Source organism: Pseudescherichia sp. AS216, assembly GCF_037152055.1.
Classification (GTDB): Bacteria; Pseudomonadota; Gammaproteobacteria; order Enterobacterales; family Enterobacteriaceae; genus Pseudescherichia.
The window spans coordinates 479,117-490,928 of the sequence record NZ_JBBCMV010000003.1; the positions used below are offsets into that span (position 1 = coordinate 479,117).

Below are 11,812 nucleotides of genomic sequence, written 5' to 3' on the forward strand. Positions count from 1 at the left end.
GCCCTCTCTTCGGAGAGGGCATTAATGAACAGGAACAACGATGACAAACTTAAAAAAGCGCGAGCGAGCCAAAACGAATGCATCGTTAATCTCTATGGTGCAGCGATTTTCGGACATCACTATCCTGTTTGGCGGGCTTTGGGTGGTCTGTAAGGCAAACGCCTTACCCTTTTTCTATCTGCATCTGCTGATGGCGCTGATGGCGCTGGTGGTTTTCCAGATGATTGGCGGTATGACCGATTTCTACCGCTCGTGGCGCGGGGTGAAGATCTCCACCGAGCTGGTGCTGCTGCTGCAAAACTGGACCCTGAGCCTGATCTTCAGCGCCGGGCTGATGGCCTTTAACGCTGATTTTAACGACGACTTCTCGCTGTTTTTCGCCTGGTACGTGCTGAGCAGCATTGGCCTGGTGGTCTGCCGCTCGCTGATCCGCTTCGGCGCGGGCTGGCTGCGTAACCGTGGATATAACACCCGCCGGGTGGCCATTGCCGGCGATCTGCCGGTGGGGCAGATGCTGCTGGAGAGCTTCCGCAACGAGCCGTGGCTGGGCTTTGAGGTGGTGGGTGTCTATCACGACGTGGGCCCCGAGGGCGTGTCGGCGGAGTGGACGGGCACTATTGCGCAGCTCATTGAGGATGCCAAGGCGGCGAAAATCCACAACGTCTACATCGCCATGTCGATGAACGACGCCGCCAGCATTAAAAAGCTGGTGAGCGATCTGGCGGATACGACCTGCTCGGTGATCCTTATTCCCGATGTCTTTACCTTCAATATCCTGCATTCGCGTATTGAGGAGATGAACGGGATTCCGGTGGTGCCGCTGTACGACACGCCGCTCTCCGGCATGAACCGCGTCCTGAAACGCCTTGAGGACATTGTACTCTCCTCGCTGATCCTGCTGATGATCTCCCCGGTGCTGCTGAGCATTGCTGCTGCCGTGAAGTTCACCTCGCCGGGCCCGGTGATCTTCCGTCAGACCCGCTACGGCATGGACGGCAAGCCCATCATGGTGTGGAAGTTCCGCTCCATGAAGGTGATGGAGAACGACAGCGTAGTCACCCAGGCGACGCAGAACGATCCCCGCGTGACCCGCGTCGGCAACTTCCTGCGTCGTACCTCGCTCGACGAGCTGCCGCAGTTTATTAACGTTCTCACCGGTGGCATGTCGATTGTGGGCCCGCGTCCGCACGCCGTGGCGCACAACGAGCAGTACCGGACGCTGATTCAGGGTTACATGCTGCGCCATAAGGTCAAGCCAGGCATTACCGGCTGGGCACAGATCAACGGCTGGCGCGGAGAAACCGACACCCTGGAGAAGATGGAGAAACGGATCGAGTTCGACCTGGAGTACATTCGCGAATGGAGCCTCTGGTTCGATATCAAGATCGTTTTCCTGACCATTTTCAAAGGCTTTGTTAACAAAGCGGCCTACTGAGTGAGTACCCTGTGAGCCTGAGAGAGAAAACCTTAAGCGGGGCCAAATGGTCGGCGATGGCTACCGTCACGATCATTGGCCTCGGCCTGGTGCAGATGACCTGGCTGGCGCGAATTATCGACAGCCACCAGTTTGGCCTGCTGACCGTGGCGCTGACGATTATCGCCCTTGCCGATACGCTGTCCGATTTCGGCATCGCCAACTCCATTATCCAGCGCAAAGAGATCAGCCAGCTGGAGCTGACCACCCTCTACTGGCTGAACGTCGGCCTGGGGCTGCTGGTCTGCGTGGCGATGTTCCTCCTGAGCGATACCCTGGCCCGGGTGCTGCACAACCCGGATATCGCCCCGCTGATCAAAACCCTGTCGCTGGCCTTTGTGGTGATCCCCCACGGCCAGCAGTTCCGCGCGCTAATGCAAAAAGAGTTAGAGTTTGGCAAAATTGGCGCAATTGAAACGCTCTCCGTGGTCGCGGGATTCAGCGTAACGGTGATTGGCGCGTGGTTCTGGCCGCTGGCAATGACCGCCATCGTCGGTTATCTCGTTAATACCCTGGTGCGCACCCTGCTGTTTGGCTTCTTCGGGCGCAAAATCTATCGTCCGGGCCTGCACTTCTCCCTCGCCTCGGTCAGCGCCAACCTGCGTTTTGGGGCCTGGCTGACGGCGGATAGCGTCATCAACTACATCAATACCAACCTCTCCACGCTGGTACTGGCGCGCATTCTCGGGGCCAGCGTCGCCGGGGGCTATAACCTCGCCTATAACGTGGCGGTGGTGCCGCCGATGAAGCTTAACCCCATCATCACCCGCGTGCTGTTCCCGGCGTTCGCCAAAATCCAGGACGATACGGCCAAGCTGCGGCTCAACTTCTACAAGCTGCTGTCGGCGGTGGGGATCATCAACTTCCCGGTACTGCTGGGCCTGATGGTGGTCGCCAATAACATGGTGCCGCTGGTGTTTGGCGAGAAGTGGCGCGGGATTATCCCCATTCTTCAGCTGCTGTGCATTGTTGGCCTGCTGCGCGCCGTGGGGAACCCCATTGGCTCCCTGCTGATGGCCAAGGCGCGGGTCGATATCAGCTTTAAGTTTAACCTCTTCAAAACCGCGCTCTTTGTGCCCGCCATTATTCTCGGCGGGCAGTGGGCGGGGGCGCTGGGGGTCACGCTGGGCTTCCTGCTGGTGCAGATTATCAATACCGTGCTGAGCTACTTCGTGATGATCAGGCCAGTGCTCGGCCCCAGCTACCGCCAGTACGTGCTTAGCCTCTGGCTACCGTTCTACCTGTCACTGCCGATGCTGGCGGTGAGCTATGGACTGGGTCTGGCGCTGAGCGGCCATCTGCCGCTGGTGACCCTGCTGATCGTCCAGATCGCCGCAGGCGCGCTGACGTTCGCGGTCACCCTCGCGCTGTCGCGTAACGCGCTGGTGGTGGAGATCAAACGCCAGCTTTGCCGCAATGAAAAATTAAGAACGCTCCTGCGGGCAGGTTAATCCTATTTCTTTAATGAGGTCACAATGAAACTATTGATTCTGGGCAACCATACCTGCGGGAACCGTGGCGACAGCGCCATCCTGCGCGGCCTGCTGGACGCGATTGCCGTGCTTGAGCCGAACGCCGAGGTGGACGTGATGAGCCGCTACCCGGTTAGCTCCTCCTGGCTGCTGAACCGCCCGGTGATGGGCGATCCGCTCTACAGCCAGATGAAACAGCACAACACGGCCGCCGGACTGATGGGGCGGGTCAAGAAGGTGCTGCGCCGCCGCTATCAGCATCAGGTACTGCTCTCCCGGGTCACCGACAGCGGCAAGCTGCGTAACATCGCCATCGCCCAGGGCTTCACTGATTTTGTTCGCCTGCTGGCGGGCTACGATGCCATTATCCAGGTCGGCGGCTCGTTCTTTGTCGATCTCTATGGCGTGCCGCAGTTCGAACATGCTCTCTGCACCTTTATGGCGAAAAAGCCGCTCTATATGATCGGCCACAGCGTAGGGCCGTTCCAGGATGCCCAGTTTAACCAGCTGGCGAACTACGTCTTCGGCCACTGTGACGCGCTGATCCTCCGCGAGCGCGTGAGCCTTGAGCTGATGGAGCACAGCCAGATCACCACCGCGAAAGTCGAGCAGGGGGTGGATACCGCCTGGCTGGTGGATCACGACGAGACGTTCGTGCCGAACTATGCGGTTGCCCACTGGCTCGACGTGGCGGCAAAAGAGAAGACGGTCGCCATTACCCTGCGCGAGCTGGCCCCCTTCGACAAGCGGCTCGGCACCACGCAGAAAGCCTATGAGCAGGCTTTTGCCGGCGTGGTCAACCGCATTATTGATGCAGGCTACCAGGTGCTGGCCCTCTCGACCTGTACCGGTATCGACAGCTACAACAAAGACGATCGCATGGTGGCGCTCAACCTCCGCGAGCACGTCAGCGATCCCTCGCGCTATCACGTGGTGATGGACGAGCTGAACGACCTTGAGATGGGCAAAATCTTTGCCGCCTGCGATCTGACGGTGGGGACCCGCCTGCACTCGGCCATTATCTCGATGAACTTTGGCACCCCGGCGATCGCTATCAACTACGAACACAAGTCGGCGGGCATTATGCAGCAGCTGGGGATGCCGGAGATGGCGATCGATATTCGCCATCTGCTGGACGGCTCGCTGGAGGCCATGGTGGCCGACACCCTTGGCCAGCTCCCGGCGCTGGAGCAGCGCCTCTCTGATGCCGTGGCCCACGAGCGGCAGCACGGCATGGAGATGGTGGAGTCGGTGCTGAAACGCGTTCGGGAGGGTAAATGAAGGTCAGTTTCTTTTTGCTGAAGTTCCCCCTCTCGTCGGAGACCTTCGTGCTGGATCAGATCGTCGCCTTTATTGAGATGGGCTACGAGGTTGAGATCGTGGCGATGCATAAAGGGGATCTGAGCAATACTCATGCGGCATTCCAACACTATCGGCTGGCAGAGAAGACCCACTGGCTGCTGGACGAGCCGCAGGGCAAGCTGGCGAAGCTGCGCTATCGTGGCGCGGCGCTGCTGCGCGGGGCAGGGCGGGGCGCAACCTGGCGGGCGCTGAACGTAGGGCGCTACGGAGCCGAGGCGCGCAATCTGATCCTCGCGGCGATGTGCGGCCTTGCGCCGCGCACGTTCCATGCTGATGTCTTTATCGCCCACTTTGGCCCGGCGGGCGTCACGGCAGCCAAGCTGCGCGAGCTGGGCGTCCTCAACGGAAAAATCGCCACCGTATTCCACGGCATCGACATCTCCAGCCGGGCGGTGCTCAGCCACTATACCCCGGAGTATCAGCAGCTCTTTCGCCGGGGCGACCTGATGCTGCCTATCAGCGAACTGTGGGCTGGACGACTCATGAATATGGGCTGCCCGGCGCATAAAATTGCCGTCTCGCGTATGGGCGTTGATCTGTCACGTTTCTCCCCGCGTCCCGTACAGGCTCCGGCAAACCGGCTGAATATCATCTCCGTTGCCCGCCTCACCGAGAAGAAGGGACTGCACGTAGCCATTGAGGCCTGCCGCCTGCTCAAGGCGCGGGGCGTGGCCTTTCACTATCGCATTCTCGGCATCGGGCCGTGGGAGCAGCGTCTGCGCGACAAAATCGCCGAGTATGGCCTGCAGGAGATGATCGAGATGCCGGGCTTCAAGCCGAGCCACGAGGTAAAGGCGATGCTGGACGAGGCGGATCTCTTCTTGCTGCCCTCGATCACCGGCGCGGACGGCGATATGGAGGGGATCCCGGTGGCGCTGATGGAGGCGATGGCGGTGGGTCTGCCGGTCGTCTCTACCGTTCACAGCGGTATCCCCGAGCTTATCGACGCCGATCGCTCCGGCTGGCTGGTGCCAGAGAACGATCCCCAGGCCCTTGCGGATCGGCTGGCGGCGCTCAGCGCTATCCAGCAGGAGACGCTGGTGCCGGTCGTTTCCCGCGCGCGGGAGAAAGTCGAAACCGAGTTTAATCAGCGAATCATTAACCAGCGGCTTGCCACGCTGTTGCAAGCGCTCTAAGCCAGAGGTGATATGCCAGATATCTTACTCTCCCGTCGTCGCTTTATTGGGGCAGGCTCTGCCCTGGCGGCGCTCCCCCTTCTGCACTCGCCGCTGCTCCAGGCTCAGGAGTCCGGCAGCGTTGATATCCGTCGCTACCTGAAAAATGACGTTATCGCCGCCTTTAAGCAGGCCTTTGCCGAGGCCAGCACGGTGCTGGTGCCGGCGGGCGTCGTCTGCGAGAACATCAATACCGCTATCTTTATTCCAGCGGGTAAAACGCTGCTAATTCGCGGGGCGCTCAAGGGCAACGGCCGGGGGCGCTTTGTATTGCAGGATGGCTGTCGGGTTCGCGGGGAAGAGGGCGGAAGCCTGTATAACATTACCCTCGACGTGCGCGGCTCGGACTGCACTATCGAGGGCGTGGCGATGAGCGGCTACGGCCCGGTGACACAGATCTATATCGGCGGCAAAGAGAAGCGGGTTATGCGTAACCTGGTCATCGATAATATCACCGTGACCAAAGCCAACTACGCCATTCTGCGCCAGGGTTTCCACAATCAGATTGACGGGGCGCGCATTACCAACGGCCGTTTCAGCTACCTGCAGGGGGACGCCATCGAGTGGAACGTGGCGATTAACGATCGTAACCTGCTGATCTCCGACCACGTGATTGACCATATCGACTGTACCAACGGCAAAATCAACTGGGGGATCGGCATCGGGCTGGCGGGCAGCACCTATGACAACACCTACCCGGAAGACCAGGCGGTAAAACACTTTACCGTGGCCAACATCACCGGTAGCCACTGCCGCCAGCTGGTGCATGTCGAAAACGGCAAGCACTTTGTCATTCGTCATATCACCGCCACGGATATTACGCCTGACTACAGTAAAAAAGCGGGCATTGATAACGCCACGGTAGCGATTTACGGCTGCGATAATTTCGTCATCGACGATGTTAAAATGCGCAACAGTGCCGGAATGCTAATAGGTTATGGGGTGATCAAAGGTAATTATCTTTCGATACCGCAAAATTTCAGACTAAACGCGGTCCATTTAGACAACGGCGAGCAGACGCGGAAATTACGCGGGATCCAGATCTCATCGGGAAATGCCGACTCGTTTGTCTCGATCACCAATCTCAATATTCAGCGCGCGTCGCTGGAGATGCATAATAAGCCCCAGCATCTGTTTATGCGCAATATTCAGATAATGCAGGAGGCCGCGACAGGCCCGGCGCTCAAGCTCCACTTCGACCTGCGCAAGGACGTGCGCGGACGCTTTATGGCGAAGCGGGACACCCTGCTGTCGCTGGCGAATATTCATGCTGTGAATGAAAATGGGCAAAGCTCGGTGGATATTGACCGGCTCGATCAGCAGACAATTAATGCTGAAAAATTAAACTTTTCCCTGCCAGCAAAGCGCTCATAATTGTTCTGTCGCCATTTTGCGAGGATTCCTGGAGCCGCAACCCGCGGCTTCGTATTACATCTATTGCAGATGTTTTAATTGATAGTCTCAACCCAGCGAAATCCTACTGGCTAAACGAGATCAAAGGGCTATAATTCAGCAACCATTTTATAGGTGGAAGTGATAATGATTAATTTGAAAGCGGTTATTCCGGTAGCGGGTCTGGGGATGCATATGCTGCCTGCCACCAAGGCGATCCCAAAAGAGATGCTGCCGATCGTCGATAAGCCAATGATCCAGTATATCGTCGACGAAGTGGTTGCTGCAGGGATCAAAGAGATCGTTCTGGTTACCCACTCCTCTAAAAACGCGGTGGAGAACCACTTCGACACTTCCTACGAGCTTGAGGCTCTGCTGGAGCAGCGTGTTAAGCGTCAGCTGCTGGCGGAAGTACAGTCTATCTGTCCGCCGGGCGTGACTATCATGAACGTGCGCCAGGCGCAGCCGCTGGGTCTGGGCCACTCCATTCTCTGTGCGCGTCCTATCGTCGGTGACAACCCGTTCGTGGTGGTGCTGCCGGACATCATTCTGGACAACGCCAGCGCCGATCCGCTGCGCTACAACCTTGCCGCGATGGTTGCTCGTTTCAACGAGACCGGCCGTAGCCAGGTGCTGGCAAAACGCATGAAGGGCGATCTCTCTGAGTACTCCGTTATTCAGACCAAAGAGCCGCTGGATAGCGAAGGTAAAGTGAGCCGTATCACCAACTTTATCGAGAAACCGGATCAGCCGCAGACGCTGGATTCCGACCTGATGGCGGTAGGGCGCTATGTCCTGTCGGCGGATATCTGGGCTGAGCTGGAGAAAACCGAGCCGGGCGCATGGGGCCGTATTCAGCTTACCGACGCCATTGCCCGACTGGCGGAAAAACAGTCCGTTGATGCCATGCTGATGACCGGCGATAGCTATGACTGTGGCAAGAAAATGGGCTACATGCAGGCGTTCGTGAAGTACGGTCTGCGTAACCTGAAAGAAGGGCAAAAGTTCCGCAATCGCATTCAGAAGCTGCTGAGCCAAAGCCAGGCCTAGGCCACAAATAAGTAATATTTATTTAATTCGACGGCAAGAGATCGTTCATTGTGCGGTACTAAATCGCGGTGAACAATCCCTTGCCGTTTTTGTTTTACAACCCCCAAATTCTTGTAGATCAAGGGGTTGTGATGATTAAACATACAGCAAAACGCTAAGAATTTTCCTTGTTTCTGTACGCGTTTAGGATGACAATTAGCACCTGATTTATTGCCTATACGTCATCGTTAGGCATGAGTTGTGGTACAAATTGGTCCGTACAGTCCACGGGTAGCTGTTGAGCCTGGGGCGGTAGCGTGCCTGCGAATGGAGTGAGGCTAACCTGTTTCACACAGTCTCGCGTAAAATACCCCCTTCCTTATTGAATTGACGGAATTGATAGCGTGAAAATCCTTGTTACTGGCGGAGCGGGTTTCATCGGCTCTGCGGTCGTCCGACATATTATTAAAAATACCCAAGATTCCGTTGTGAATGTTGATAAATTGACTTACGCCGGTAATCTGGAATCGCTTGTTGACGTCGCCGATAGCGATCGTTATGCCTTTGAGCGCGTAGATATTTGTGATGCCGCTGAGCTGGCACGCGTCTTTGCCGAGCACCAGCCTGATGCGGTCATGCACCTGGCGGCAGAGAGCCATGTTGACCGCTCTATTACTGGTCCGGCTGACTTCATCGAAACCAACATCGTCGGAACTTATGTTCTGCTGGAGGCTACGCGTGCCTACTGGCTGACCTTGAGCGATGAGGCGAAAAACGCGTTTCGCTTCCACCATATCTCTACCGATGAAGTGTATGGCGATCTGCCGCATCCGGATGAGCATCCGCAGGGCACGGCGCTGCCGCTGTTTACCGAGCAGACCGCGTATGCCCCCAGCAGCCCGTACTCCTCATCGAAAGCATCCAGCGATCACCTGGTGCGCGCATGGCGTCGTACCTATGGTCTGCCGACGCTGGTCACCAACTGCTCCAATAACTACGGTCCGTATCACTTCCCCGAGAAGCTGATCCCGCTGGTGATCCTTAACGCCCTTGAGGGCAAACCGCTGCCGATTTATGGCAAGGGCGATCAGATCCGCGACTGGCTCTATGTTGAAGATCATGCCCGCGCGCTCTATACCGTGGTAACGCAGGGGGCACCTGGCGAGACCTACAACATTGGCGGCCATAACGAAAAGCAGAACCTGGACGTGGTGCATACCATCTGTGACCTGCTGGATGAGATCGTGCCGAAAGAGGGCTCTTATCGCGACCAGATCACCTATGTGACAGACCGCCCGGGACACGACCGCCGCTACGCTATCGATGCTGACAAAATCAGTCGCGAGCTGGGCTGGAAACCAGAAGAGACGTTTGAATCCGGGATCCGTAAAACCGTCCGCTGGTATCTGGATAACCAGCAGTGGGTGGATAACGTGAAAAGCGGCAGCTATAAGACCTGGATCGAGCAGAATTACGAGAAACGTTAATGATGAATATTCTGCTGTTTGGCAAGACTGGCCAGGTAGGCTGGGAGCTGCAGCGCGCGCTTGCGCCGCTCGGCACGGTGACGGCGGTTGACGTTAAATCAACCACCTTTTGCGGTGACTTTAGCAACCCAGAAGGCGTAGCGGAAACCGTTCGCCGCGTGCGTCCGGATGTGATCGTCAATGCGGCGGCCCACACCGCCGTTGATAAAGCCGAGTCCGAGCGCGAATTTGCCGAGCTCTTAAACGCAACCAGCGTTGAAGCTATTGCTGTCGAAGCCGAAAAGCTTGGCGCATGGCTGATCCACTACTCTACCGACTATGTTTTTCCGGGGACCGGGGAGAGGCCGTGGCTGGAAACTGATGCCGTTGCGCCATTAAACGTCTACGGTGAAACCAAGCTGGCGGGCGAGAAAGCGGTGCAGAATAACTGCACTAAACACCTCATCTTCCGTACCAGCTGGGTCTATGCGGGTAAAGGCAACAACTTTGCCAAAACCATGCTGCGCCTGGCCAAGGATCGCCCGGAGCTATCGGTGATCAACGATCAGTTTGGTGCCCCAACCGGCGCGGAGCTGCTAGCCGACTGCACGGCGCACGCCATTCGTACCGCGCTGCACAAGCCAGAGGTGGCAGGCTTATACCATCTGGTAGCATCGGGTACCACAACGTGGCATGACTATGCCGCACTGGTCTTCGCCGAAGCGAAAGCGGCAGGTATGGAACTGGCAATTGAGAAGCTTAACGCTGTACCGACCTCTGCTTACCCGACGCCTGCCCGCAGGCCGACCAACTCCCGTTTGAACACCGAGAAATTCCAGCGTCAGTTTGACCTGGTGCTGCCTGACTGGCAGGTTGGCGTCAAACGCATGCTGGCTGAGCTGTTTACCACGACCTCATTCTGATCGAAATTGATAATGCCCGGTGTCGGGCATTTTTTGTACACAGAGAAAAAAATGAAAACACGTAAAGGTATTATTCTCGCAGGCGGATCTGGGACCCGTCTTTATCCGGTCACGATGGCCGTCAGCAAGCAGCTGCTGCCGATCTATGACAAGCCGATGATCTACTATCCGCTCTCGACGTTAATGCTGGCGGGCATTCGTGACATTTTGATCATCAGTACTCCGCAGGATACGCCGCGTTTTGAGCAGCTGCTGGGTGATGGTAGCCAGTGGGGCCTGAATCTGCAGTACAAAGTACAGCCGAGCCCGGATGGTTTGGCTCAGGCCTTTATCATTGGCGAAGAGTTCATCGGCGACGATAACTGTGCCCTGGTGCTGGGTGATAACATCTTCTATGGCCACGATCTGCCGAAACAGCTGGAAGCAGCCGTAAGCAAAGAGAGCGGGGCAACCGTCTTTGCCTACCATGTTAACGATCCAGAACGTTACGGGGTAGTAGAGTTTGATAGCAACGGCACGGCCATCTCTCTTGAAGAGAAACCGCTGGAGCCGAAGAGTAACTATGCAGTAACCGGCCTCTACTTCTACGACAACAGCGTCGTTGAAATGGCGAAGAGCCTCAAGCCCTCTCCGCGTGGGGAGCTGGAAATTACCGATATCAACCGTCTCTACCTGGAGCAGGGTAAACTGTCGGTAGCAATGATGGGCCGTGGTTTTGCATGGCTGGATACGGGGACTCACCAGAGCCTGATCGAGGCCAGCAACTTTATTGAAACCATTGAAGAGCGCCAGGGGCTGAAAGTCTCCTGCCCGGAAGAGATCGCTTTCCGGAAAGGCTTTATCGATGCTGAACAGGTCAAAAAGCTGGCAGCACCGCTATCCAAAAATGCGTACGGTCAATATCTGCTTAAGATGATCAAAGGTTATTGAAATGAATGTGATCAAGACAGCCATTCCCGAGGTACTGATTTTTGAGCCCAGGGTCTTTGGCGATGCGCGCGGATTCTTTATGGAGAGCTTCAACCAGCGGATCTTTGAAGAGGCGGTTGGGCGCAACGTTGAATTTGTGCAGGATAACCATTCTAAATCCAGTAAGGGTGTGCTGCGTGGTTTGCATTATCAACAGGCTCCCCACGCGCAAGGTAAACTGGTGCGCTGCGCTGTAGGTGAAGTATTCGATGTCGCCGTTGATATCCGCGAAAATTCACCGACGCTAGGGCAGTGGGTGGGCGTTAACTTATCCGCTGAGAACAAACGCCAGCTCTGGATCCCGGAAGGGTTTGCCCATGGGTTCCTGACATTAAGTGATACGGCTGAGTTTCTCTATAAAACCACAACCTACTATATGCCAGCAATGGAAGCGGGAATTAAGTGGAACGATACCGATCTGAATATCGACTGGCCAGCGCACGGTGAGTTACTGGTTTCAGATAAAGATAAGATCTTGCCGTCATTCTCTGATGTAGTTTCAAATTTTAAAAATTTGGATGTAGCTACTTTAAAGAGTAACCATTAATAA

The 11,812-nt window shown here is 56.5% G+C and carries 10 protein-coding genes; all 10 read left to right on the plus strand.

Annotated features, from left to right (window positions below; translation table 11 throughout):
* The first annotated feature begins 40 nt into the window (after positions 1–40).
* The 10 genes from wcaJ to rfbC all read left to right on the plus strand — a co-directional run bounded on the left by wcaJ (position 41) and on the right by rfbC (position 11,809).
* Positions 41–1,435 (plus strand): undecaprenyl-phosphate glucose phosphotransferase, encoded by a 1,395-nt coding sequence (wcaJ, locus tag WFN61_RS11545; RefSeq protein WP_144817253.1) that lies wholly within the window; start codon positions 41–43, stop codon positions 1,433–1,435.
* Positions 1,436–1,446: 11 nt separating this feature from the next.
* Positions 1,447–2,925: an MOP flippase family protein gene (locus WFN61_RS11550; RefSeq protein WP_312235347.1), complete on the plus strand. Its 1,479-nt coding sequence runs from the start codon at positions 1,447–1,449 to the stop codon at positions 2,923–2,925.
* A gap of 24 nt (positions 2,926–2,949) precedes the next feature.
* Entirely contained in the window at positions 2,950–4,227 is a 1,278-nt protein-coding gene (wcaK, locus tag WFN61_RS11555) for a colanic acid biosynthesis pyruvyl transferase WcaK (RefSeq protein ID WP_222888275.1), read from the plus strand.
* On the plus strand, positions 4,224–5,444 hold the full coding sequence (wcaL, locus tag WFN61_RS11560) for a colanic acid biosynthesis glycosyltransferase WcaL (protein ID WP_144817256.1): 1,221 nt from the start codon (positions 4,224–4,226) through the stop codon (positions 5,442–5,444). The genes wcaK and wcaL overlap by 4 nt, the downstream gene beginning before the upstream one ends.
* Positions 5,445–5,456: 12 nt before the next feature.
* Positions 5,457–6,857 (plus strand): colanic acid biosynthesis protein WcaM, encoded by a 1,401-nt coding sequence (wcaM, locus tag WFN61_RS11565; protein ID WP_337038697.1) that lies wholly within the window; start codon positions 5,457–5,459, stop codon positions 6,855–6,857.
* Positions 6,858–7,022: 165 nt separating this feature from the next.
* Positions 7,023–7,925 carry a GalU regulator GalF gene (gene galF / locus WFN61_RS11570; RefSeq protein WP_257758033.1) on the plus strand — a complete coding sequence of 301 codons (903 nt, stop codon included), beginning with the start codon at positions 7,023–7,025 and terminating at the stop codon, positions 7,923–7,925.
* A 383-nt stretch (positions 7,926–8,308) separates the two neighbouring features.
* The gene (gene rfbB / locus WFN61_RS11575) at positions 8,309–9,391 is read left to right on the plus strand and encodes a dTDP-glucose 4,6-dehydratase (protein ID WP_144817258.1); all 1,083 of its coding nucleotides are present in this window, start codon (positions 8,309–8,311) and stop codon (positions 9,389–9,391) included.
* 2 nt (positions 9,392–9,393) lie between these two features.
* The gene (gene rfbD, locus WFN61_RS11580; protein WP_337038753.1) at positions 9,394–10,293 is read left to right on the plus strand and encodes a dTDP-4-dehydrorhamnose reductase; all 900 of its coding nucleotides are present in this window, start codon (positions 9,394–9,396) and stop codon (positions 10,291–10,293) included.
* A gap of 51 nt (positions 10,294–10,344) precedes the next feature.
* Positions 10,345–11,223: a glucose-1-phosphate thymidylyltransferase RfbA gene (rfbA, locus tag WFN61_RS11585; RefSeq protein WP_144817259.1), complete on the plus strand. Its 879-nt coding sequence runs from the start codon at positions 10,345–10,347 to the stop codon at positions 11,221–11,223.
* A 1-nt stretch (position 11,224) separates the two neighbouring features.
* Positions 11,225–11,809 (plus strand): dTDP-4-dehydrorhamnose 3,5-epimerase, encoded by a 585-nt coding sequence (gene rfbC / locus WFN61_RS11590; protein ID WP_144817260.1) that lies wholly within the window; start codon positions 11,225–11,227, stop codon positions 11,807–11,809.
* The last annotated feature ends 3 nt before the right edge of the window (positions 11,810–11,812 follow it).